The sequence below is a fragment of the Marinomonas sp. SBI8L genome, from assembly GCF_001624705.1.
Classification (GTDB): domain Bacteria; phylum Pseudomonadota; class Gammaproteobacteria; order Pseudomonadales; family Marinomonadaceae; genus Marinomonas.
Genome location: NZ_JSEO01000005.1, coordinates 137,706 through 162,800 on the forward strand (window position 1 = coordinate 137,706; position 25,095 = coordinate 162,800).

General features: G+C 43.7%; 22 protein-coding genes. 14 read left to right on the plus strand and 8 right to left on the minus strand.

Annotation, left to right across the window (positions count from 1 at the left end; translation table 11 throughout):
- The first annotated feature begins 25 nt into the window (after window positions 1–25).
- Window positions 26–544: a Fur family transcriptional regulator gene (locus OA91_RS09010; RefSeq protein WP_231870344.1), complete on the plus strand. Its 519-nt coding sequence runs from the start codon at window positions 26–28 to the stop codon at window positions 542–544.
- A gap of 102 nt (window positions 545–646) precedes the next feature.
- On the opposite strand, the gene OA91_RS09015 is transcribed toward OA91_RS09010, so the two are convergent.
- The 4 genes from OA91_RS09015 to nagB form a co-directional block, all read right to left on the minus strand.
- On the minus strand, window positions 647–1,864 hold the full coding sequence (locus OA91_RS09015; RefSeq protein ID WP_063337967.1) for an MFS transporter: 1,218 nt from the start codon (window positions 1,862–1,864) through the stop codon (window positions 647–649).
- Window positions 1,865–2,039: 175 nt separating this feature from the next.
- Window positions 2,040–3,203, minus strand: coding sequence for an N-acetylglucosamine-6-phosphate deacetylase (gene nagA / locus OA91_RS09020; protein WP_063337968.1), 1,164 nt, complete (start codon window positions 3,201–3,203; stop codon window positions 2,040–2,042).
- The gene (locus OA91_RS09025) at window positions 3,200–4,084 is read right to left on the minus strand and encodes a BadF/BadG/BcrA/BcrD ATPase family protein (protein ID WP_063337969.1); all 885 of its coding nucleotides are present in this window, start codon (window positions 4,082–4,084) and stop codon (window positions 3,200–3,202) included. The genes nagA and OA91_RS09025 overlap by 4 nt, the downstream gene beginning before the upstream one ends.
- The gene (nagB, locus tag OA91_RS09030; RefSeq protein ID WP_063337970.1) at window positions 4,077–4,919 is read right to left on the minus strand and encodes a glucosamine-6-phosphate deaminase; all 843 of its coding nucleotides are present in this window, start codon (window positions 4,917–4,919) and stop codon (window positions 4,077–4,079) included. Before nagB ends, OA91_RS09025 begins: the two co-directional genes overlap by 8 nt.
- A 192-nt stretch (window positions 4,920–5,111) precedes the next feature.
- On the opposite strand from nagB, the gene OA91_RS09035 reads away from it, so the two are divergent.
- The 5 genes from OA91_RS09035 (at window position 5,112) to OA91_RS09055 (ending at window position 10,258) form a co-directional block, all read left to right on the plus strand.
- Window positions 5,112–6,383, plus strand: a complete 1,272-nt coding sequence (locus tag OA91_RS09035) for an ABC transporter substrate-binding protein (RefSeq protein ID WP_063338115.1) — start codon at window positions 5,112–5,114, stop codon at window positions 6,381–6,383.
- A 69-nt stretch (window positions 6,384–6,452) separates the two neighbouring features.
- Window positions 6,453–7,406, plus strand: a complete 954-nt coding sequence (locus tag OA91_RS09040; protein ID WP_063337971.1) for a carbohydrate ABC transporter permease — start codon at window positions 6,453–6,455, stop codon at window positions 7,404–7,406.
- 10 nt (window positions 7,407–7,416) lie between these two features.
- A complete protein-coding gene (locus OA91_RS09045) occupies window positions 7,417–8,274 on the plus strand; it encodes a carbohydrate ABC transporter permease (RefSeq protein ID WP_046015811.1) in 858 nt (285 codons plus the stop codon).
- A 43-nt stretch (window positions 8,275–8,317) separates the two neighbouring features.
- The gene (locus OA91_RS09050) at window positions 8,318–9,421 is read left to right on the plus strand and encodes an ABC transporter ATP-binding protein (RefSeq protein WP_063337972.1); all 1,104 of its coding nucleotides are present in this window, start codon (window positions 8,318–8,320) and stop codon (window positions 9,419–9,421) included.
- 81 nt (window positions 9,422–9,502) lie between these two features.
- Window positions 9,503–10,258, plus strand: a complete 756-nt coding sequence (locus tag OA91_RS09055) for a GntR family transcriptional regulator (protein WP_009833970.1) — start codon at window positions 9,503–9,505, stop codon at window positions 10,256–10,258.
- 83 nt (window positions 10,259–10,341) lie between these two features.
- Here the strand turns inward: OA91_RS09055 and drt2 are convergent, their stop codons facing one another.
- From drt2 to OA91_RS09070, 3 genes are all read right to left on the minus strand, one after another.
- Window positions 10,342–11,622 carry an antiviral reverse transcriptase Drt2 gene (drt2, locus tag OA91_RS09060; RefSeq protein WP_063337973.1) on the minus strand — a complete coding sequence of 427 codons (1,281 nt, stop codon included), beginning with the start codon at window positions 11,620–11,622 and terminating at the stop codon, window positions 10,342–10,344.
- A 369-nt stretch (window positions 11,623–11,991) separates the two neighbouring features.
- Complete coding sequence (locus OA91_RS09065) at window positions 11,992–12,444, minus strand: hypothetical protein (RefSeq protein ID WP_063337974.1); 453 nt, start codon at window positions 12,442–12,444, stop codon at window positions 11,992–11,994.
- 114 nt (window positions 12,445–12,558) lie between these two features.
- Window positions 12,559–13,155, minus strand: coding sequence for a hypothetical protein (locus OA91_RS09070; RefSeq protein WP_063337975.1), 597 nt, complete (start codon window positions 13,153–13,155; stop codon window positions 12,559–12,561).
- A gap of 476 nt (window positions 13,156–13,631) precedes the next feature.
- On the opposite strand from OA91_RS09070, the gene OA91_RS09075 reads away from it, so the two are divergent.
- From OA91_RS09075 to ydiJ, 7 genes are all read left to right on the plus strand, one after another.
- Complete coding sequence (locus OA91_RS09075) at window positions 13,632–14,285, plus strand: ABC transporter permease (RefSeq protein ID WP_009833974.1); 654 nt, start codon at window positions 13,632–13,634, stop codon at window positions 14,283–14,285.
- Between the two features lie 34 nt (window positions 14,286–14,319).
- Complete coding sequence (locus tag OA91_RS09080; protein ID WP_063337976.1) at window positions 14,320–15,501, plus strand: ABC transporter ATP-binding protein; 1,182 nt, start codon at window positions 14,320–14,322, stop codon at window positions 15,499–15,501.
- Window positions 15,502–15,513: 12 nt separating this feature from the next.
- Complete coding sequence (locus tag OA91_RS09085; RefSeq protein WP_082827850.1) at window positions 15,514–16,260, plus strand: ABC transporter permease; 747 nt, start codon at window positions 15,514–15,516, stop codon at window positions 16,258–16,260.
- A gap of 127 nt (window positions 16,261–16,387) precedes the next feature.
- Window positions 16,388–17,275, plus strand: a complete 888-nt coding sequence (locus OA91_RS09090; RefSeq protein ID WP_063337977.1) for a glycine betaine ABC transporter substrate-binding protein — start codon at window positions 16,388–16,390, stop codon at window positions 17,273–17,275.
- Window positions 17,276–17,434: 159 nt separating this feature from the next.
- Window positions 17,435–18,238, plus strand: a complete 804-nt coding sequence (locus OA91_RS09095) for a type 1 glutamine amidotransferase (protein ID WP_063337978.1) — start codon at window positions 17,435–17,437, stop codon at window positions 18,236–18,238.
- A gap of 66 nt (window positions 18,239–18,304) precedes the next feature.
- On the plus strand, window positions 18,305–19,672 hold the full coding sequence (locus tag OA91_RS09100) for an MmgE/PrpD family protein (protein ID WP_063337979.1): 1,368 nt from the start codon (window positions 18,305–18,307) through the stop codon (window positions 19,670–19,672).
- A gap of 102 nt (window positions 19,673–19,774) precedes the next feature.
- Window positions 19,775–22,924 (plus strand): D-2-hydroxyglutarate dehydrogenase YdiJ, encoded by a 3,150-nt coding sequence (gene ydiJ, locus OA91_RS09105; RefSeq protein WP_063337980.1) that lies wholly within the window; start codon window positions 19,775–19,777, stop codon window positions 22,922–22,924.
- Here the strand turns inward: ydiJ and OA91_RS09110 are convergent.
- Entirely contained in the window at window positions 22,921–23,886 is a 966-nt protein-coding gene (locus OA91_RS09110; RefSeq protein WP_063338117.1) for a GlxA family transcriptional regulator, read from the minus strand. The two genes, ydiJ and OA91_RS09110, sit on opposite strands and share 4 nt — an antisense overlap.
- 220 nt (window positions 23,887–24,106) lie before the next feature.
- Here OA91_RS09110 and OA91_RS09115 point away from each other — a divergent pair, with 220 nt between their 5' ends.
- Window positions 24,107–24,997 carry an alpha/beta hydrolase gene (locus OA91_RS09115; RefSeq protein ID WP_009833984.1) on the plus strand — a complete coding sequence of 297 codons (891 nt, stop codon included), beginning with the start codon at window positions 24,107–24,109 and terminating at the stop codon, window positions 24,995–24,997.
- Window positions 24,998–25,095: the final 98 nt, after the last annotated feature.

Here is a 25,095-nt window from a genome sequence, read left to right on the forward strand (position 1 = left end):
GTTGTCTAAAAGAGGAAGGGTTAACGTGAGCGTGACACATTCAGACTATAAGGACATAGTGGCAAGTGCAGCCAACCGCTGTAAAGATTCAGGCGGACGCCTAACCGTAAAAAGGGAAGAGATTTTAAAAGTCCTACTTGCCAGCAAAATACCTTTATCAGCCTACGAAGTATTAGACCTTTATAAAGAGCAAACCCAAGAATCCATGCCGCCTATGTCGGTTTATCGCATTCTTGAGTTTCTAGAACAGCAAGAGCTTATTCACAGGCTTGGCTCACAAAATAAATTTATTGCCTGCTCCCATATAAAACAAGACTGCGCCCACCAAGTCTCTCAGTTTCTCATTTGTCGTAACTGCCAAAGCGTGAAAGAAGTCAGCATAGCCCAAGCCCTAGTCAAAGAGCTTAATGAGCAAGTCAAAGAAGCTGACTATCAACTACTCAGCCCCCAGCTTGAATTAGATTGTATTTGCAGCACTTGTCTGAAGGAAAAAAGTCTTAAGGAAGAAAGGCTAAAAGAAGAAAACCTCAAGCAGAAAGACTAAAGAATAAAAACCTAAAAAATAAAAAAGAGAGTGCTGAAAGCGAATAGCGCCCAACACTTTCTTACTTCTCTTAAATTATTTACCCTTATCTCATTCTCTCTACTAGCTCGCCAGCATAGCCCGCACTCGCGCCACAGGCCTTTCATCAATCAAAACATGGATCACAGCGGTTAATAAGGCGATGCCAGCGGCCATCCACCAAACCACATCGTAAGAGCCGGTCGCATCATAAAGATAACCACCCAACCAAACACCACTGAATGAACCTAACTGATGGCTCAAGAAGACGATGCCATACAACATGCCCATATATTTAAGACCAAACATCTGCGCCACCAAACCAGAAGTGGGCGGTACCGTCGCCAACCATAAAAGCCCAGTGACAATCGAGAAGGCATACACATTCATAGCCGTCATAGGCAGCAACATGAAGGCGGCAATGGATATTGCACGCAAAGCATAAATATAGGTCAGCAACATTTTCTTAGAATATTTGCCCGACCAAGAACCAGATAACAAACAGCCAAAGATATTAAATAAACCAATCAAGGCCAGACTTGCCACCGCAATACTTTCGTCAAAACCTTGGTCGGTTAAAAAGGCAGGCATATGTACCGTGATAAACGCGAGCTGGAAACCACAGACAAAAAAGCCAATCACTAACCACCAATAATGGGCATGTTGGCTCGCCTCTTTTAAGGCTTCAGACATGGTTTGTTTGTCTTGATCATCCGTACTTTGCTCTGATGTTTTAATACCCTTAAAGGTAAAGGCCAAAAGCACCATCATGAAGGCCGAAGCTGCCATTAGTAGAAGCGCCGTGCTCCAGCCATACGCTTCGATAAAACCTTGTGCCACAGGAATCACTAACAGTTGTCCAGCAGATCCAGCTGCACTACCTAAACCTAAGGCGAAAGCACGTTTTTCAGGGCTCACCATTCGCGCCATAGCCGGTAATACCACACCAAAGCCAGTGGCTGCGATCCCCATCCCCATCAAAAGGCCTGCGCCTAGATTAAGCCCAAAGACACCATCGGCATTAGCGGTGACATACAAGCCCAAAGCATAAACAAGGGCACCGATCACCACAGCTTTTACCGTGCCATATTTATCCGCAAAGGCACCGGCAATTGGCTGAAACAGCCCCCAACAGAGGTTTTGCAGAGCAAGAGAGAAGGCAAATACTTCTCGGCCATATTGAAATTCGGTAGAAATCGGGGCCATAAAAAAGCCCATGGAAGAGCGCAAACCAAAGTTAAGCGCTAATAAGATGCAAGCAAATGCAATGGCAAAGCTAATGAGTTTTACTGGGGTCGACATAACGTATCCTGAGTTTATCTATACCTATACCAGCCATTGCTTAAGGGCAAATATCTGGCTTATCTTTTAGAGTTCAGTTTCTAATCACTCTAATTTCAAGAGACTCTACTTTCTAATGCTTCTTTTTTCTAACAGCATGGCTAAAGAGTACAGATAAACTTAAGGATAAAAGTCGTCAAACTTGAACGGTTTCTGCTTGGTAAGCTATCTCCCCATCAATCCAAGTTTGCTGTACAAAAAGGTCATCATCTAGCGCCACAAGACTAGCACGATATCCAACTTGAATGCGGCCAAATTCTTCATCTAAACCTAAAAATTCAGCCGGCCTTAGGGATGCCATTTGCAAGGCACTGGCTTCATCAAGACCGATCAGTTTTACCGCATTACGTACCGCGCTAGCCATATCAAGATCAGACCCTGCTAGGGTGCCGTCTTCTGTCGTTACTTTACCCTGATGACGTATCACCTTTTTACCTAATAACGCCATTTCGCTGGCTTCATAACCCACACTTTGAATCGCATCTGTGACCAGCATGACTCGCTCGCTACCTTTAGCCGCAAGCGCTACTTTCATCACAGCAGGATGCACATGGTGACCATCGGCAATCAAACCACACCAGGTATCATGACCTGTTTGCAGGGCAGCACCTACAACACCCGGCTCACGAGACGTTAGCCCACTCATAGCATTGAATAAATGGGTAAAACCACGGGCACCGTTATTGACCGCTGCCATAGCTTCTTCATAGGTTGCCGCCGAATGACCAATACAAACAATGGCATCTTGGGCCACCAGCCAACTCACAAAGTCCGCAGGTACTTGCTCTGGCGCTAAGGTCACCATTAACTTACCCGATTCAGGCAAACTCAATAATGATGCGACCTTGTCTTCCGTAGGCGAACGCAGCTTACCTTCGTCATGCACGCCTTTTCGTACAGGATTCAAATAAGGGCCTTCATAATGTATACCCAGAATACCCGGCATCTCGCTTTCTATCGCTTGATTAATCACCTTATGGGCAGCAGACATGATACTAAAATCATCTGAGATTAAAGTCGGCATCATGGCCACTGTGCCATATTGGGCGTGCACCTGAATCATAGTATTTAGAGAAACCAAACTAGGCTCATGATTAAACAAGGCACCGCCACCACCATTAACATGCACATCAATAAAACCCGGTACTAACTTATCTACCTCAATACCATCAAGGTCAATGCCATCATCCTGACTTGCTCTTGGGGAAATGCGTTTAATTCTTTGCCCTTCAATTTCAACCACTTGATGCTTTAACCAGCGCTCCCCATCAAACAGCTTATTTACTAAGAATCGTGTCATACTGCACTCCTCCCTATCTTATGCCTTGCCATATAAATGGCACCATCCATTGCATCACCTTCCGCTTCGACCAAATAATTCAGGTACTGCTTAGGTAAATAAGCTTTTAAAGCAGTAGACACACCGCCTGTTAACACGACTTTTTCAGCCCCTTTCGCCAACAAACAATCAAGATAACGATTGGCCCAAAGGCTATGCTCTTGCACTATGGCTAAGGCAACCTCATCGCCATTGGCCGCATGTCTAAACACTAATGGCGCATACACCCCATATTCTCTGGGTAAGGGTTGGCGATTAAGGAACAAAACATATTGAGAGGCATCATCTGAAAACATTTGGTTAATTTCTTGCGTCAATGAAGACTCTCTACCAATGCCATCCAAGGCCGCTAATGAGGCTTCCAATGCCGACAAACCAATACGTGCGCCACTGCCCTGATCAGACACAGGAAATCCCCAGCCACCTATGACATCAAATTCACCATCATGATAATTAAGCCCACAGCTGCCCGTACCAAAAATCAGCAGGCCGCCATTCTTTCCTGAGAACGCGCCTAAACAAGCAGTATGGGCATCACTTAACAGGTAAACCGCCGCAAAAGGATGAGCCTGAGACAAAACAATATCTTGCTCTAATGCTTGATTCGCTCCCGCTAAACCTAGGCCCAGATGCACTCTTGAATAATCAGATTCTTTTAAATCCGCTTGGTCACAGGCTTGTTGGCAAGCATCCATAATATTTTGCCACGCAGCCTGAATCCCAATTCTTGGATTAGCAGAGCCAGACACGCCTTCTCCTAGAAAGCAGCCATCACTATTTACCAAGCGCGCGCGACAATGGGTGCCGCCCCCATCAACGCCTAAATACAAACTGCTATTCATGTGTTTTTCCCAATTCAGATTGTGCTAGCCTGTCTTTCGTTAAAGTACTCTTTGCTAACAGGTCTTGCTGCTTCTCACTCCATTGATAATATTCTTTCAGACTTAATTCAGCCGCAGCCGCTTCATCAATGATGACAGTCACATTGGTATGTTGTTGCAAAGCACTGGCAGGCACCATGGCAGAGAGAGGACCTTCTACCATTGCCTTTATCGCACTGGCTTTATTCTCACCCGTTGCCAATAAGAGTATGTCTTTCGCTTCTAGAATCGTGCCGATTCCCATGGTTAAAGCAAGATAAGGCTGAAATTCACCCTCAGCAAAAAAGCGTTTATTCGCCTCGACTGTCGATTGCGATAAGGTCTTTACCCGAGTACGAGAAGCGAGGCTGGAGCTAGGTTCATTAAAACCAATATGACCATTGATACCAATCCCTAATATTTGCAGATCAATTCCCCCTGCTGCTGCAATCTGTGCTTCATAGTCAGCCGCACTTTTCACTAGCTCAGATTTGGTAGCCAGATTCGCTGCTGGCACCTGAGTATTGTCTGGCTGTATATCAAGCAGCTCAAACAAATGATGATTCATAAAATAGCGATAACTCTGATTATGCTCAGCACTGATACCTATGTACTCATCAAGGTTAAAGCTTTGAACCTGCTTAAAACTTAACTCTGCCTTCTGGTAACGGTTTATTAACTCTCTATATAAGGCCAGAGGTGTCGACCCTGTCGCCAAACCCAACACACTATTTGCCTTTATTGATATCTGTTGAGCCAGACGATCAGCAGCATACTGGGCTACTTTTTTGGCATTAGGCAAAATAATAATTCGCATACCTATCTCCAATTAATTTAGATACCAATATAAGTCCATTTTGAGCAAAAGGCCAAATTTTTTTCATTTTTATCGGTTATTTATTTGCCAACAAGCACGATTGGTGCTAATTTTTACCCGAAGTTAGATACCAAACATATACCAATAAAAACAAAAAACTCAGGTTTAAACCTAAAAATTGGAGCGTTAGCCATGTTAAAAGCTAGACCCGTTACCCTACTAAAACAGAGCGCCATAAGCCTAACTTTGGTTGCAGCCACTATCACAAGCGTACAGGCAAGCGGCAGTTTGTCGATTGAAAGTTGGCGTAGTGATGATGCCAATATTTGGAGCGATGTGATCCTTCCGGCTTTTAACCAATCACACCCAGATATCAAGGTTCACTTTGCACCAACACCACCAGCAGAGTACAACTCAGCACTACAAGCCAAACTGCAAGCGGGTACAGCGGGTGACTTGATTACCTGTCGCCCATTCGATACCTCATTAAGCCTTTATCAAAATGGTCATCTTGAAAACCTAGCAGGTCTGGATGGTTTAAATGAGTTCTCTGATGTATCAAAAAGTGCTTGGGTAACAGATGATGGTAAAGAGCAATTCTGCTTACCACTTGCCTCAGTTATTCACGGCTTTATCTATAACAAAGCCATCTTTAAAGAGCTCGACCTAAAAGTACCCGCGACTCAAGATGAGTTTTATAAGGTGCTAGATACCATTAAATCTGAAAGCCGTTATATTCCACTTTCTATGGGGACCGCAGACCAATGGGAAGCAGCAACCATGGGCTTTCAAAATGTCGGCCCTAACTTCTGGAAAGGAGAAGATGGCCGTAAAGCCTTAATCTCAGGCGAAGGCAAGCTAACGGATAAGGCGTATCTTGAAACTTGGCAAGAGCTGGCGAAATGGAAGGACTATTTAGGCCGTGGTTATCAGGCACAAAAGTATTCTGACTCGCAAAACCTCTTTACCCTAGAACGTGCTGCTATCTACCCAGCTGGTTCTTGGGATATCCAAACCTTTAACGATCAGGCTGAATTCGAATTTGGTGCTTTCCCACCTCCAGTCGTAAAAGCAGGCGATGCTTGTTACATCAGTGACCACACGGATATTGGTATTGGTATCAATGCCAATTCAGATAATAAAGAAGCTGCCAAAGCCCTATTAAACTGGATGGCATCAGCAGAGTTTGCCAACTTGTTTGCGAATGCAGTACCTGGCTTCTTCCCATTATCTAACCACAAGGTTGCGATCAATGATCCGGTTGCCCAAGAGTTTGTCAGCTGGAGAGACCAGTGTAACTCGACCATACGTAACTCTTACCAGATTCTATCTCGTGGTACACCAAACCTTGAGAATGCCCTATGGAATGTCAGCGCTCAGGTGATTAATGGCACCATGAGCCCAGAGGCGGCAGCGAAAAAAGCACAGGATGGCTTGCAAGCATGGTACGCACCACAGCAATAAGATCGACTCAGTAATACAATAACAATGACGGAAAACCCCTAAGGTTTTCCGTCAATATGAGACAGGCGTATGACCTTACCGAAATCAAAATCTACCCCAGAGTCGGCCGTAGAAAAAAAACCTATCCCTTGGCATATTGTTTTTTTTCTAGGGCCTGCCCTTCTGATATACCTAACTTTTAGCGTATATCCCTTACTAGACACCCTTATTCTCAGTCTTTATGACGAACAAAAAGGGCAAAGTAGTTTTGTTGGATTACAAAACTTTATCACGCTTATCAGTGACGATAATTGGTCATCCGCGTTTTGGAATGCCCTGGCTAACAACTTCCAATTCTTTATCATCCACATGTTGGTACAGAACCCTATTGGTCTGTTATTAGCGGTTTTATTAAGCTCGCCTAAGTTAAGATTTTCAGGCAGCTATCGCACCTTTATCTTTATGCCAACCATGTTATCTGTAGTCATAATCGGCTTTGTTTGGCAGCTATTATTAAGCCCAATTTGGGGGATTTCTGAGAACTTCCTCTATCACCTTGGTTTAGACCATTATTTTGATGCTTGGTTAGGTAAAGAAAGCTCAGCCCTTATTACCTTAAGCTTCATCTCTGTTTGGCAATTTGTCGGTATCCCTATGATGCTTATTTATGCCACCTTATTAAACATTCCAGATGACATAGTGGATGCCAGTGTGGTGGATGGGGCTAACCCAATGCAGACCTTCTGGTACATCAAACTGCCATTGATTTTGCCGACTATCGCTATGGTGTCCATTTTGACATTTGTTGCCAACTTCAACGCATTTGAGCTCATTTATGCGGTAAAAGGCGCATTAGCTGGCCCTAACTTCTCGACAGATTTGATGGGAACCTTCTTCTATCGCACCTTCTTTGGTTTCCAATTACAAGAAGGCAGCGCCACCATGGGTGCCGCCGTAGCGACCTTGATGTTCCTCATTATTTTGGTTGGCATCATGCTCTTCCTTTTCTTTGTTCAACGTCGCATTCAGCGCTTCCAATTTTAAGGTGACCATGATGATCTCAGCATTTAAAAACTTTAATTTGGGGCGTTCAGTCCCTAAGAGTGTTGCCATTCATGGAGTCTTAATGGCCTACACTGTGATTGCCCTGTTTCCTATCTTGGTGGTGATAATTAACGCCTTTAAGGAACGTCGTGCCATCTTCCGTGACCCACTAGCTATGCCGACTATGGACAGCTTCACCTTAGTGGGCTTTGAGCAGGTATTACTGCGTTCAGACTTTGGCCTTTATTCATGGAATAGCCTAGTGGTGACTCTGCTTGCGGTTGGTCTAGTGCTTTTACTAGGCGCCATGGCGGCTTGGGCGTTAACCGAATATAAGTTTCGCACTAACCTCTTGATTACCTTCTTGTTTGCCATGGGCATTATGATCCCGATCCGATTAGGTACCGTGAGTATTTTACGCCTTATGGTGGATTTGAATTTGGTCAATACGCTCACCGCGCTGGTGCTCGTCTATATCGCCCAAGGTTTGCCCTTAGCAGTTTATATACTGTCCGAATTTATTCGCACCATACCCAAAGAGCTAAAAGAAGCCGCCCGTTGCGATGCGGTGAGTGAATACAAGATATTCTTCTGCATCATCTTGCCTTTGCTAAAACCTGCTATGGCGACTGTGGCCGTGTTTACCATGATTCCCATTTGGAACGACCTTTGGTTCCCGCTCATTCTGGCACCAGGGGAAGAGACACGCACCATCACCCTAGGAGTACAACAGTTTGTAGGCCAATACGTGACAGATTGGAACTCAGTATTATCTGCACTCACCATGGCCATAGTGCCTGTGCTCGTGCTCTATACCATTTTTTCTCGACAGCTAATCCGCGGCTTAACCAGCGGAGCGGTCAAATAACGCAAACTTTTTCATTTTAACTTTGACCGTTGGAGACTAACTCATGGCAAGTGTAAAACTCGATAATATTCAAAAACGATTTGGTGATGTGCAAGTACTACACGGCATAGATCTAGACATTAAAGACGGCGAATTCGTGGTACTCATTGGCGAATCAGGCTGTGGTAAATCCACCCTATTACGCCTACTTTCTGGCTTGGAAGAAATAACAGAAGGCGACCTGCATATCGATGGGCAAAGGGTGAATCACCAATCCCCAGCCCAGCGTGGCATCGCCATGGTATTCCAGTCTTATGCGCTTTATCCGCATATGAGTGTGTATAAAAACATGGCCTTTGGCCTCAAGATTGCCGGACAAGATAAACAAGCCGTAAAACTAAAGGTAGAAGAAGCCGCCAAGAAACTAAAAATAGATCACCTACTAGAACGCCTCCCAAGGGAGCTATCCGGCGGACAAAGACAAAGGGTTGCCATTGGCCGTGCCATAGTACGTGATCCTAAGGTGTTTTTATTTGATGAACCCCTGTCTAACCTTGATGCTTCATTAAGGGTTAAAACCCGAGTTGAGCTGGGTAAACTGCATCAAGAACTTAACGCTACTATTGTTTATGTTACCCATGATCAGGTTGAAGCCATGACCTTAGGCGATAAAATAGTCGTAATGAATCAAGGACGTATAGAGCAAGCTGGCACACCACTTTCGCTCTATCACCATCCTAAAACTGAGTTTGTTGCAGGCTTTATTGGCTCCCCTAAGATGAACTTTATCTCGGCTCAGGTCACATCAATTGAATCAGATTCTGTACAACTTATGTTAGAATCCGGCCCGACAATTCGTGCCGCTATCGACGGCCAAACGCTGAAACTCGCCGACAAGGTGAAACTAGGCGTGCGACCAGAACATTTTGTACTAGCCACAGATGAAGAAAATCAATTCCAAGGTAGAGTATCACTAGTCGAAAACCTAGGTGAGCTTGCTTATGTCTATGTGAATACAGGCCAAAATGCTGAATCAGATATTGTCATTAAGCTAGATGGCGATTGCCAGTATCAAGCTGGCGATAGTATTCGTTTTGCCGTCGCCGCAGCAGATACCTACTTATTTGATAAAGCAGGTATGGCCTTGCCAAGGCTTAACAAAGCATAAGCGTTAAAAAGAAAAATGGTCATCCCTTAGCAAAGTGTTAAGGGCAAACCACTGTTAGTAACCCGTTTAGGAAGTCAGAGTATGAGTCAACATCGCGTAAATTTACTTTTCGGCCTTGGAGATGACTTAAAAAAGACAGGTGTCCCCCTGTATATGCAATTGAAGAAGGTGATTCAATCATCGATTCAAGAAGCCAGAGTACACCCAGGTGATGCGCTCCCTCCTGAACGGGACCTAGCAAAATACCTAGATGTTTCACGTGTAACCGTAAGACGTGCCATAGATGAGCTAGTTAAAGAAGATGTGCTCACCCAAAGACAAGGAGCAGGCACCTTTGTTAGCGATCGCGTCGAGCAGCCGTTAAACCACCTGCGTAGTTTTACCGAAATCATGAAAGACAGAGGCAAAAGCATTTCGACCAAATGGATTGATAGATCCCTTGGTATGCCTCAGCCAGAAGAGTGCCAAGCCCTGAAACTCGATGATAATGAAGAAGTGGTTCGCTTTTACCGCCTTCGTATCGCCGACGGTAAACCTATGGGATTAGAACTAGCCACCATTCCAAGTCGCTACATACTTAACCCTTTTGCGATGGAAGGCTCTTTATACGACTTGCTACAACAGCAAAACTGCCGACCGACCCGCGCATTCCAACGCTTACGCGCCATCAGCATAGATGAACAGCGTGCTCAGCTACTCGAAATCAACCCACATGATGCCGCCCTTTACATCGAACGAACCGGGGTTAACGCCGAAGGCACACCGGTAGAGTTTACCCGTTCTTGGTTCCCGGGTGATTGTTATGACTTTGTCGCAGAAATTCACGCCACAGTTTAGTTTTTGCTTCGCTCGAACTTTGAGTCAGACTCGTTCTCATGCTTTGTATGAGAACGAGTAGAAAACTCATTTTAAATTTCTTATTAAAACTTTTCAATTTCATCATTAAACCTTCGCCATAAAGGCTTTAATTGATGCTTAATCGTTTTGCTATTCATTTTTTTAGCAGCCCTGAGTCCATAAGTAATGAAGTTTCTACCACCAAAGTGCGTATATCGACTATAAAGCTTGCGTTTATAAAGAGACTCTCTAGATAAGCCTTTATTATCCCTTATAGCATTATATTTTTTCATTGTTTTCTTAGCTAAACTAACGCCTCTTTTCATCTTTTCAGAATACCTAGCCAAAGATGATGATCGTATATAAATGTTTTCTCCATCAAAAATAAAGCCAAGATATTGCAACATTTGATCAGCTTTTAATTGCCTGTTTTCATATTTAAACGTCCGCAATTCGGTTTTATCAGTGTTAATTGATAACCCTAGTTCTTTAACTTTTTCCTGTGCAATTCCTGCGACTTCATCCCTTAACTCAGTGGGTACTATAAATAACATGTCATCACAATAACGATAATATTCACCGCCACACTCATCTACATAGTTTTTCATTTTGATATCAAAATCGAACATATATATGTTCGAAAGCAAGGCACTTATTGGAGATCCTTGAGGGATACCAAACGGAGCTTTATGAGGTACAATTAAATTGCCTTTACGAACAATATCTCTAAACTCTTTTGCAGTACATACACGTTTTCTACCATTTTTAGGGTTATTAATTGAGATTTCGAATTTCTCATAAAGATCTAGTTTATTTACAGTTGAAAATTTTGTAATAGATTTATAGACGTTAAAGTGATCTGCAGGAAGTTTTGAAGAGTTTAATAGACTTGCCCAACTATCTTTCAAAAACTTGTGATTTAATGTGTCAAAAAACTTTGAAAAATCAAGTGCGACAGCACTGCACTCTCCAGATTTTTTTATTTTTTCAAAAGCATCGTAAGCAAAATCAATATTACTTTTACCGAGCCCTCTAAAAGCTAAAATTGAATTTTCTAAGCCTGAATTTCTAATTTTATCTTCATATTTTTTGCTAAGAATTTTTGTGTAATAAGCATAAATATGACTATCCATATGAGATGAATATGCAATAGGGCGTTCTTTAAACGATATATTTAATTCGTTAGTTATTTTGTCTTTATTAATTTTTTTTGATTTGACTGTATAATTAATAAAAGGGTAGAAGGCATGTCTAGCGACGATATCAGGATTTGTAACAACAGCTACAGCTTTCTTATAACCTACAGGAAGGTCAAAATGAAGATATCCCCTACTACGAAACCATTTGGGAGGAACTGAAGGCATTTATTTTCCCTAGCAAAACCGAGGCAGACTTAGAACTGTGGCAATTCCCTACGCCTTACCCCGGCTTAACCAAGTTGTTAAGACAACCATCAAGCCCGAAGACTCAGCCACGTCATGTTAGATATGAATTATACTGTAACTATAACTTTGGAGACATCTGTGACGACTCTATTCAATGTATTGCTGTCATTCTTCTCAGTTAGCTTGCTTGGCTTTCCGATTAGACTTGACAACCTGTTAAGTTCCTTTTAATCAATTACTTAAAGCAACTATTAAAAGCAAAAAAATGATATCACCTCAATTAACAAAACTCAAAACCTTCTTAAGACAAAACTTAATTGTTAGGATATCTCGATAAAATTTTATACACTATTTCTCCAGAGACTCTAATGATTTAGAAATCAACTCCTCAAGGTGATTCCACTCACTCTCACTGAATGGAAAACCAGATGTTATAGCCACCAACAGATCAATAGTTTCAGTTACTACCAACTTATGATTAAGTGGTAAGTTCTCTGCAAGCAGGTTTAAGTTCTGCACTTCTTGATATAAGTCTATGTTTATAGACATTCCCTTAATGTTACTTACATCATACTGATATTGAGTGACTCCATCCTGTATGACTTTTTGAGGGTTATAGAATCGGTAGTTTTTCACTACCATTTTTATAGTTGAGAGTAGTTTATGGCTTCGCTTAATGGCCAGCCGCCTTTCTCTCACTTTTCTCAACACACTTGGAGAAACACCTAAAACTAAAGCAACTACAACAGCAAGAAAAGTTGACAGTGCATTCACAATACTAAGTTTGGTTTGAAGGTCCATTCTAATCCTTACTGAACTTTAATTAAATAAAATGCCGCAATTAGGTGCTGAGAAAAATAAGATGTAATCAGAGTTTCTGATACCTCTAGCGGGCTCTTTTATATAATTTTCATATTAGATTGACTCAATTATTTGTTTTATTTTTTGTTGTTCCTGCTGGAGTATTTCTCTAGTGACCTTTGCTGCTGTGCATGATTCATCATTGACTTCAAAGAATAGAAAGACATTAACAAGTAAAGCTAAACATTGAGATGGACTGAAATGCTCTTCAGGAGTTTTGTATTTTCCGAACTCTGTACTTTTATTGTGTACCCAGTGTCGCCTCACGGTGTTTAATGCTTTTAGTTGGTGGTAAAGATCATTTTCTGTCACGTTGGATTGACCTAGATAGTTTTCAGCAAGGTATTCAAACCTTGAGACTGGAGAGGATTGCTTCTCAGCCTTATTTTTTGATTCTTTCTCAAGAATATAATCGTAATAGAATGCTTCAAGAGCCATTGCAGTAAAAGTTTGGGAAATCAACCAGCGTCCGCTCCAGTTAGGGCAATCAATATCAATTTGATCGGTTGGTATCTCATTTGGTGTATATTTTTGTACCAAATATTTAAAATCTTCGGCCCACTCATAAGCTTGCAGTACAACAATACGAAGAATTTTCCCAAGCCCTGTGGCCCTTACTTGAACTAGCTGTCCGTTTACTTCTTTAAGCATAAAATACCTAATTTCCTGAGTGAGTGCTTATCACATAACAATTTAGGCTCACTGCACAGCAAAGCCATGATGATAGGCCCCCTTTGAGTGGCCGCTTTATTTTACAAAGGAAGTTTGATCTTTCATGATATGACCTCCCTGTTTTATACGATATTTAATAGGCTCTTCTTGAACCTAAGGTTGGCAAATAATACTCCTTCTTTGAGTAAATTTCTTTCTCAAGACTTTCTCTTCTTCATTTCTTATTTCTAGCGACTCAACAACCCCAACCACCCGCTCTTACTCTTCCCTCTCAAGTGAAAAACTAGCAACTAAGCTTAACTTAGGTATTATGTGCGCCTCGTAAAACTGATGTCGCTTTTTTCATCAAAAATGTCGTATTAGTTTTAAAAAATGGCGGTTAATTCCCCTAATCTGGTTATGACTGAACGGGTTTCAGTCTTATATAACGATCGCTAGTTATTCTGAGGAAGAGCATGGAAATAATTAATTTTCTATTTCAAAACCAAGAACTACTGCTTAAGTTAACGATTGAGCATATTTCCTTGGTCGCTGTCGCAGTGGGACTGGCTACTGTCACGGGTGTACCTATCGGTATCGCCATCACTCAAAATGAAAAAATGGCCAATATAGTCCTCTATATTGCTTCCATCATAATCACGATTCCATCTATTGCCTTGTTCGGTTTGATGATCCCAATATTGTCCGTTATCGGCCAAGGGATAGGCTATCTGCCTGCTGTGATTGCGGTTCTGCTTTATTCGCAACTACCTATTATTCGCAATACCTATACGGCGATAAACAATGTTGATCCTGCCTTGAGAGAAGCCGCTCGCGGTATCGGCATGAACCCTATGCAGCGTTTAAGAATGGTCGAAATCCCCTTAGCGACGCCTGTCATTATGGCGGGTATTCGTATCGCTGTGGTGATGAACATAGGGGTTATGGCCATTGCCTCTTATATCGGTGCTGGCGGTCTAGGCGTATTGATTAGCCGAGGCATATCACAGAGTGATCCAAGACAGCTTATTGCCGGTGCTATCGCCGTTAGTGTGTTGGCGATTATCGCTGATTACTCCCTCATGTTTTTACAGAAGAAGCTGACACCAAGAGAGAGTGCCCAAGCCTAATCCCTGACTTCATCGCTTATTGAGATTAAATAAAATGATAAAAATAGATAATTTAACCAAGATATTTGACACCCCTAACGGCCCAGTAACCGCCGCGAACAATATTCAAATGGAAGTCCCTGAAGGGGAAATTTGTGTCCTGCTTGGCCCTTCTGGTTGCGGTAAAACCACCACACTTAAGATGATCAACCGTATCGTGCCGCCCACATCAGGCAAGGTTTACATCAATGGTGAAGACACGACTGGCCTAGACACGGTTAGCCTGCGTCGCAACATAGGTTATGTCATCCAACAAATTGGTCTCTTCCCTAATATGACGATCGAAGAGAACATCGCCATCGTCCCTAAGCTTTTAGGTTGGGAAGCCAGCCGCTATAAAAAACGTGCCGCTGAGCTTTTAGACATGGTGGCACTGGACCCGTCCGTTTTCCTAAAACGTTACCCCAAAGAGCTGTCTGGTGGCCAACAACAACGTATTGGTGTCGCCCGCGCTTTGGCTGCTGATCCGCCAGTTATGCTAATGGACGAGCCCTTTGGCGCTATCGACCCGATCAACCGAGAAGTGATTCAAGACGAATTTTTGAAGATGCAAAAAGTCTTGAAGAAAACCATCATGTTTGTGAGCCACGACATAGATGAAGCGGTAAAAATGTCGAACCGTATCGCTATTTTCAAAGACGGTGAGCTGATCCAATACGATACTCCCGACGATATCTTGGCTCACCCGAAAGACGACTTTGTGAAAAACTTTGTGGGTGATGACAGAGCTCTAAAACGCTTACGTCTAGTTAATGTTGAGCAAGTAATGGAGCCGCCTATTTATGTGTCACAAGCCGACAGCTTGAGTGATGCTTTTAACAAGATGGAAGCCTGTGGTTATTACCATGCCATCACGCTGGTCAATAAGGCGAAACAACCTATTGGTTTTGTCAGCAAAGAAGCAACTCAAACAAGGCAAGGGCAATGTGGCGAGCACTACCTTGGACTTAAATCCATTATCAGTGTTGATGATGACTTGAGAAAAGTCGCATCAAAAATGTTTACCCATGACATCACTTGGATGCCTTGTGTCGACAAAGAAGGCCGCATGGTTGGGCAAATTACCCAAAGAGGCATTACTCATTATCTAGGGGCGACTTACCGTCGTGATGGTTACCAAGCCAGCGCAGAGCAAGCCCCTCTGGGTGATGACCTTGCCACTGCGATCAAAGCCTAAGAGGTGCCACAGATGAAACAGACAGCTATGAAACAGCTATCTATGAAAAGGTATGGCTACTTCTTTGGCATCTTGATCGCCTTTTGGCTTGGTTCGGTATTTGAAGCCAATGCGATTTTCGAAGAGCTTTGGGAGTATCAAGAAGATGTGGTTTACCTTATCGGTCAGCATATCGAAATGGTCTTGATCTCTGGAATTATTGCGATTGCCTTGGCGATTCCTATCGGCATTATTTTAAGCCGCCCAAGGTTTGCCAAGGTGGCTGAGTCTGCCATGCAATTGCTCAATATTGGTACCACCATTCCGACATTGGCCATCCTTGCCTTAGCCATGAGCTTTTTAGGGATAGGCACACTACCAGCCATTTTTGGTCTGTGTATCGCCTCTTTATTGCCCATAGTGCGCAACACTTATATCGGTTTAAACGAAGTCCCTGCACACCTTAAAGAAGCCGCTGCTGGCATAGGTATGACAGCCAGCCAAATGCTCATCAAGGTTGAGATACCCAATGCCTTGTTTGTCATCTTTGCCGGTATTCGTACCGCCTTGGCAATCAATGTGGGTACAGCACCATTGGCTTTCTTAATCGGTGGTGGTGGCCTAGGTGAGCTTATCTTTACCGGTATCGACCTAGATGAACCCTTCATGATGCTAGCAGGCGCCATACCGGTTGCCATGCTCGCTGTACTTGTCGATGTGCTAATTGCAGCCATCGCCTTTTTGATCGTACCAAGAGGAGTAAATCCCTTAAGACGTTAGTCACTAGGCGGCTGCCATTAGAGGATTGCTATCAAGCATTTCGATTAGCCTTCTCTATTAAATAGCCGCCTCACACTTATCAATTAAGAAAAGTAAAACAACAAAAAAACAAACGAGGATAGAGTCCATGTTGAAAATCGTAAAAAAACTTGCCCTAACCCTAGCGCTGCCTGTTTTGGCTGCAAGCTCGATTAACGCATCTGAGATTGTCATTGGTGGTAAAAACTTTACCGAGCAACAACTTCTCACTGAGATCACCACCCAATACCTAGAGATCAAAGGATTTGATGTGGAAAAGCGTGCTGGCATGGGCAGTACTGTGCTGCGTAAAGCACAGGAAAATGGTCAAGTGGATCTTTACTGGGAATACACAGGCACCTCTTTGTTGAACTACAACAAGTTCAAAGGCAAGTTAAACCCTGATGAGGTTTATCAAAAGGTAAAAGAACTAGACGCGAAAAAAGGTCTGGTTTGGTTAAACGCTTCTTCTGCTAACAATACTTATGCCCTAGCGATGCGTAAAACCGATGCAGACAAGGCTGGCATTCAAAGCTTGAGCGACCTTGCTGATGCGGTAAACGGTGATGCAGGCTTGAAGATTGCGGTAAACGCTGAATTCTATGCCCGTGATGACGGCTTTAAACCTCTGCAAAAAGCCTATGGTTTTAAGATGAAGCGTAAAGACATCAAACGCATGGACTCAGGCCTTACCTACACGGCACTAAAAGAAGAGCAAGTCGATATTGCCTTGGTATTTGCTACAGATGGCCGTATCCAAGCTTTTAACTTTGTAACCTTAGCAGATGATAAAAACTACTTCCCTAACTATGCCCTAACCCCAGTTATTCGTGCGGATACGCTAGCGGCTAACCCAACACTAGAAGGCCTTTTAAACCAGCTTTCTGGCATGATTGACGACAACATTATGCGTGACCTAAACGCGCGTGTTGATGTGCTACGTATGCCAATCGAGCAAACTGCAAAAGAGTTCTTAGCAGGTGTTGGCATTCAATAAGCGCTTTTATCAGTGCTAAAGAAAGCTAAAGCGAAACGCTAAAAAAGAAAGAGAAAAGAGCTCTGCATTAGCCAGCCTTAATAGGCTAATGCAGAGGTTTAACCACACTCTGCCAAAGCTCGCGTTTAATAAGATAAGCGCGAAAACGGAGTTCTTTTTATGACACATCTTCTTATCATCGAAGGCAATAGCCCTGAGTTATTAGAGAAAATGGCGCAAGCAGATCAACTGAGTGATTCACAATCTTACTCGGCCGCGTTACAGGCTTGCCAACCAGACTTGAGCATAGATTTTTTCCAACCATATCATGCTGATTCAGATCTCACCACGCTCTCTCTTAGTCAATATGATGGAGTGGTTTTTACCGGCTCTAGCGTTAACTGGTCTGTGGATGAACCAGAAGCAGCACCTTTAAGAGAGACCATGAAAAAAGTCTTTGCCAATGGCATTCCTACCCTAGGTTCTTGCAACGGCATGCAGCTCGGGGCTGTGGTACTAGGTGGTGAAGTAGCCAGCTCTCCTAATGGTAGAGAGTTGGGCATGGCGAAAAACATTAAGCTGACTGATGCAGGTGCCAAACACCCGATTCATCAAGGCCGCGAAGATGATTATGCCTGTAGCTGTGTCCATAGGGATGAAGTATCTAAATTGCCACCTGGCGCCATACTCACAGCAGGGAATCAACACTCCCCCGTGCAAGCCTTTGTCTATGAAAGAGACGGCATTCAGTTTTGGGGTATGCAATATCACCCAGAGTTAAGCCCAGAGCGCATTGCCGAACTCGTCGCAGGAGAAGGTTTGTTTAATACCGACCCAGAACTTGCTGAGCACCTAAACAAGGTGGCACAAGACAGTGAAAGCGAATCAGTCGCTGCTTTGGGAATCAAGTCTTCAGATCTTGCGCCTAAGATGCGTATGCGAGAAATAGATAACTGGCTCAAGATGATCCAGCCCCGTCGCTAAAAAGCATAGACAAAAAGACCTAGTCCAAAAACTCAATCAAACTGAAAGATTTAAAAGTGTATTCCTATGGAACAGATTAATCAGTTCATCCATACCTTAAGATTCGAAGACCTAAGTCAGCCTCTTATTAAACAAGCCAGTGATTGTTTGATTGATTTACTTGGGGTTGCTGCAGCAGGCCATGACACCAAGCTGGCCAAAATCATGGAAGCCTTTGTCAGTGATCAAATGGCAGGTTCTGTGCCCCTGCTGTTTTCTGATAAAAATGCCAGTGTCAGTGGTGCTAGCCTCTTTGGCGCAAGCTTAATTGACAGTATCGATGCCCATGACGGCCAAGTCTTAACCAAGGGTCATGTGGGTGTAGCTATCTTACCGCCTTTGCTAGCGCTCATCTCTGACGAGATCGAAAAAGGCCAAACCCTTGATGGCAAGGAACTGATTACCAGTTTGGTAATAGGCTATGAAGTGGCCACCCGTGCGGGTATCGCCCTACATGCCACGGCGTTGGATTATCACACCTCCGGGGCTTGGAACAGTATTGGTGTCGCGGCAGTCAGCGCCAGATTACTAAAGCTGGATCAAAACCAAACCCGCGAAGCCTTAGGGATTGCTGAGTTTCATGGCCCAAGAAGCCAAATGATGCGCTGTATTGATTACCCAACCATGGTCAAAGATGGCTCTGGTTGGGGCGCATTAGCTGGGATAACCAGTAGCCTCTTAGCCAAGGCAAACTTTACTGGCGCACCAGCAATCACCTTAGATGCAGATACCCTATCAAACTCACCAGAGCAAGCACACGCTGTCGCCGAAATATGGCAAGATATTGGCAGTCGCTGGTACATAGAAGAGCAATATTTCAAGGCTTATCCTGTGTGTCGTTGGGCACAACCTGCGGTAGAAGCAGTGCGCGCGATACAAGCAGAAACCCCTTTAGATCACACTCAGGTTGAAAGCATAGAAATCGTCTCCTTCCATCAGGCTAAACGCCTGCATGTGACTAATCCCAGTACCACAGAACAAGCGCAATATAGCCTGCCCTTCTCGGTTGCTTCGGCTATTATGGATAACGAGGTTAGTCCAGAATCCATTAGCGAAACTGACCTTGGTCTCTTTAACCCAGAGCGAATTGCCTTGAGTGAAAAGGTACAAATCAGTGAGAGTGATGACTATAACGCTGTGTTCCCAGCCGAGCGTTGGGCCCATGCCATTATCACTTTAAAAAATGGAGAAAGGCTAACGTCACCCGGCTCAATTGCCAAAGGTAATCCAGAAAATCCGCTTACTGAGCAAGAGATAAAAGAGAAGTTCTTCAGGCTATCAAGTACTCGCCTTAGTTCTGATCAGCAGTCTCTTATCTTTAGCATGTGTGACAATATGGCCGCCCTTGACCACAAGCAATTAAAGCAATTCCTAAGCTTACTCAGAGTTAGCTAAGTTCACTCACAGCTAACTAAGCTTGTCTTGGCTCTGTATTAAGCAATACGGAGCCAAGACATGGTTTCTAATCACCTCTTATTCTTCATTTAGAGTCGAATCATGATCCCTAAGTTGTCTAATATCACGCCTACCCAGTCTCTCTATCTAAGTTTTATTGAGCGCCTAAACGCCGATGGCTTTGCTGGTGAGACTAACCCTGACTATGCCAACCGCGTGGTGTTATCCACAGACAACTCCATCTACCAAGTCTTACCTCAAGGTGTTATTTACCCCAAGTCTATAGCTGACATTCAATTATTGACTCGCCTTTCCCACCTTGAAGAATTTCAATCCATTGTCTTAAGTCCACGAGGCGGCGGTACGGGTACTAACGGTCAGTCATTAACCGATGGTTTGATTGTGGATTTATCTAAGCACATGAATCAAGTGCTTGAAATTAATGCCGAAGAAGGCTGGGCCAGAGTCCAAACCGGGGTGGTAAAAGATCAGTTAAATGTAGCAGTAAAAGAACATGGACTTTTCTTTGCACCAGAACTCTCCACCAGTAACCGTGCGACCATAGGCGGCATGATAAATACGGATGCCAGCGGTCAAGGCTCTGTCATGTACGGTAAAACCCGTGATCATGTCCTTTCTCTTAATACCGTATTACTTGATGGCACACTTCTTAGCTCAGGCCCTATCTCTGATGAGAAGCTGGCTAAAGAGAAACAGCGTGAAGATTATGCGGGTCATATACATCGTGTGGTGGACGATGCCTTTAACCACAACCAAGTAAAAATCGATGAAGTTTTCCCTGAGTTAAACCGTTGCCTTACGGGTTACGACTTAGCTCACATACGCGATGAAAACAAAGCCTTCAACCTAAACTCGGTACTTTGTGGTTCTGAAGGCACCCTAGGTTTTATTGTAGAAGCCAAAGTTAACCTACTTAAAATCCCAACCTTCGCCACCTTAGTCAACATTCGTTATGACAGTTTTGAGGGTTCGTTACGTCACGCTAAGGATCTGCTAAACGCGGCGCCCACTTCAATTGAAACGGTAGACTCTCGCGTACTTGGTCTTGCTAAAGACGACATCATTTGGCACTCAGTGGCTGCTTTCTTCCCTGATGAAAGTGGAGATAATGCGGGTAAAGAGCTTCAAGGGGTGAATCTGGTCGAGTACACAGGTAACGACCAAACTGAAGTAGACAATCGAATTAAAGTCCTGACGGATTTATTAGATGCCGCGCTCGGTGAGCCTAATAGCAAGATACTGGGCTACACCTTGGCCCAAGGCCATGAGAATGTGAAAAAGATCTGGGCCATGCGCAAAAAGTCGGTTGGCCTTTTAGGTAATGCCAAAGGCGAAGGTCGCCCGATTCCCTTTGTTGAAGACACGGCAGTACCGCCCGAAAACTTAGCTGACTTCATTATGGAGTTTCGTGCCGTACTCGACGCCCATGACTTAAGCTACGGCATGTTCGGCCATGTTGATGCCGGGGTTTTACATGTACGTCCTGCTATCGACATGAAAGATGAAAAGAACGAAAGCTTGATTCGTGACATCACAGATAAAGTGGTTGCCCTTACCCAAAAATATGACGGTCTTTTATGGGGTGAACACGGTAAAGGGGTGCGCTCTGAATACGCGACCGAATTCTTTGGTGAGCTTTACCCTGTGATTCAACAGGTAAAAGGCGCGTTTGATCCACATAACCAGTTAAACCCAGGCAAAATCGCCACCCCATTTGAGCTAGCTAAAGCAAAGGGCACCGAAAAAGGAGCCGAGCTTCTTAAAATTGATCAAGTGCCGATGAGAGGCCAGTTTGATCGACAGATCCCTTTGGTTAACCGCGATCAATTCCAAGCTGGCATGTACTGTAATGGTAATGGCGCTTGTTATAACTTTGACCCTAACGATGCCATGTGCCCTTCTTACAAAGGGACACGCGAGCGTATTCATTCACCAAAAGGCCGTGCGTCTTTAATGCGTGAATGGCTAAGGGGCATGAGTGAGCAAGGAGTCGACACTCAAGCTGTCAGTGACAAGATAAAAGACTCTGGTTATCTAGTGAGTTTCATATCTAGTTTCTTCCCACGCCTGAACAACACCTTGAAAAAGCGTCGCGGTGACTATGACTTCTCCAACGAAGTGCATGAGTCCATGATGGGTTGTCTCGCTTGTAAATCTTGCGTAGGCCAATGCCCAATTAAGGTCGATGTGCCTGAGTTTAGAGCCAAGTTCCTAGAGATCTATTACTCTCGCTATTTGCGCCCCGTAAAAGATTATGTGGTGGGCTCGATGGAATATATTATGCCGACCTTAGCCAAGTACCCAAACCCTTATAACTGGATGATGGAGCAAGCTTGGATCAATCGCTTGAGCGCTAACTATTTAGGCATCACAGATAGCCCGACCCTGTCTAAGCTCAATATCAAAAAAGAGATGGATAAGCGTGGCATTCGCTTCGCGACGCCTAACAATCTCAAGTCGATTGGCCTAGATAAAAGACACTCCTTTGGGAAAGGCAAGGCCGTCATCATAGTTCAAGATGCTTTTACCAGTTATTTTGAGACTCAACTGGTATTGGACACCATGGAGCTACTGACACGTTTAGGCTTCCAGGCCTTCTTAGCACCTTATAAACCTAACGGTAAGCCCTTGCATGTACATGGTTTCTTCAAGGCGTTTGAGAAAGCAGCGAATAAAAATCTAGACATGTTAGAAGAGTTAGCGGCTTATAAGATTCCATTTGTGGGGGTCGATCCATCCATGACCTTAAGCTTCCGCTCAGAATATCCAAAAGTCATTGGCGATAAACGCGAAATTCCAACCGTGAACTTGCTACAAGAATGGTTAGCAGAACAAAGTGAGCACCTTTCTTCCCTTAATCTTAAGCGCCAACCTTTTGCTAATAGCAATGAAACTTATCACTTGTTGGCCCACTGTACGGAAAAAACCAATGCGGCAGGCTCTATCCAAGATTGGGTTAAGGTTTTCTCTTTACTGGGTTTAGACTTAAAAATTGAAAATGTCGGTTGTTGTGGTATGGCAGGCACCTATGGCCATGAAACAGCAAACCTGCAAACCTCAAAAGGTATTTATGAGCTGTCTTGGAAAGGCAAGATAAATGACAAAACCTTGCAAGATCGCATTGTGGCAACAGGCTATTCTTGTCGTAGTCAGGTGAAACGCTTTGATCAAAAAGCCCTGCTTCACCCTTTACAAGCATTATTAAAACACTTGAATAAACGCCAAGCCTAACTCGGCTTGGCACGCTCTTCTCTTGGAGTGCAATTGAACTGTTTGCGATAACAGCGTGAAAAGTAAGACGTGGAGCTAAAACCACAGGCGGTGCTAATTTGTAACATGGATAGATTTGATTGCAGCACCAAATGACGTGCTCGCTCTAGACGTAATTGCAAATAATGGTTGGCGGGCGTGCTAGATAAAAAGGTTTTAAATAAGCGTTCCATCTGGCGCACAGACAAGCCCACAAGATCACCAATTTCTTTGCATGTCAGCACCTCTTCAATATTGCTGCGCATCAGCTCTAAGGCTTTTAACAATCTTGGGTGATGAGCATGGTGGCGTAACTGTAAATCCATCCTTTGTTTTTCATAGGCGGGTCGAATCGCTGGGTGAATACATTGTTCTGCCACATCTTTCGCCAGTGTTTCCCCATGCTTTAAAGCAATCAGCTGTAGCATCAAATCTAGCCCAGCCAACCCGCCAGAACAGGTCATCACATCTCGGTCTATTTCATAAAGCTCACCTGTTACCTGCAAGTCAGGAAACTGCTCAGAAAGGCTTTCTTTATTCTCCCAATGTATGGTGCATTTTTGTTGTTTAAGAATCCCTGCTTGAGCAAGCAAAAGGCTGCCTGTTGAAGTCGAGCCTAAATTCACTTTTTGACGTTTTAAACCTCTTAACCAGCTAAACAAAGCTGCATCATTTGCTTCTTGTGCGCCTATGCCTGCGACCACAAAAAGTGTGTCTAAGTCTGTCACATCATCTTGCTGTCGTGTGGGTGCGACGGGCAAACCATTACTGGCAAAAACCGCTTTATTTTGGTGGCAATAAAAGTCCCAGGAATAGAGTGTTTGTCCACTAATGCGGTTCGCCATACGCAGAGGATCGACTACAGCAGCGAGGGAGATCATGGAAAAATCTGGCACTAAAAAAAAGCCAAAATGCTCAATACTTTTACTGCTTTTCTCTAGCATAAATTCACCCATGAACAATCAATTCAAAAAACTTAATCAAAGTAAAAATACAGACAATAAGTCGCATTTATCACCAATAATGTCGCATTATTTTCATTTATTGCAAGTTTTTTTCGCCATCATACTAATCACAGTCTGGCTGCATTCGCTTCTTTTTACCTGTTAGTGAAGGCTCTATCTGTCCTTATTTACACTATTTAAAACTTGGGAGTTTTACTTCATGATCGAACAAAAAGTTTCTTTTCACAGCGATGGTCTTGTCCTAGATGGCGCCTTCTTTACTGACGAATCAAATAACAATCCAGCACTGCCAATTGTGATCGTTTGCTCTGGCTTTACTGGCCAAAAAAACATCCACCCAGAGCGTTATGCCCGTGCTTGGACTAAAAAAGGTTTCACTGTTTTCGGTTTTGATTATCGTGGTTTTGGCGATTCACAAGGCGAACGTGAGCGCGTTATTTTAGAAGAACAAGTTCGTGATATAGCCAATGCTGTTGCTATCGTTTCTGAACGTGCCCAAGCTGAAAATCGTAAGGTTTTTGTTGCAGGTTGGGGCATGGCTGGCGGCCTAATTCTAGATGCGCTACGTATCTGTGAAGGTCAAATTGACGGCCTAGTTTCAATGAACGGCTTTTTCAATTCAGTACGTGTACAGAAAGCTCTACGTGGCGAGCACGGTTGGAAAGCATTCAAAGCTTTCATGGCCGAAGAACGTCTACGCCTAGCGAAAGGCGGCGAGAAGAAAGGTATAGATCCTTTTGAAATTTACCCGCTTGATCCAGTAAGCCGTGAATACGTGTTCACAGAACTTGTTAAAGCACCTGGCTATGGTGTGACATCTGATTTTGATTTCGCTGACTCTCTGATTAGCTTTAACCCAGAAGCTAACCTAGACGAGCGTTTCTCAAACATTCCATTATTGATCGCTCATGGTGCTGAAAACGACCTGCACCCAGTGACAGAAGCAAAATCACTTTATGCGGCTTACCCAGGCCCTAAATCTTTGTTCTTGCTAGCGAATGGTGGACACACTGAGTGGATGCTTGATGAAGACGAAAGATTCATTGAGTTCTCAACTCACATAGCTAACTGGATTGCTGAGCAGCACTAAGCGCTCACCACATCCTCTTGCTTTTTAAGGGTCTCTTTCTGTTAGCTTAATGCCCTCAGAAAAAGGCCCTGTTTTTTATTAGATGCTTAGCGCCACAT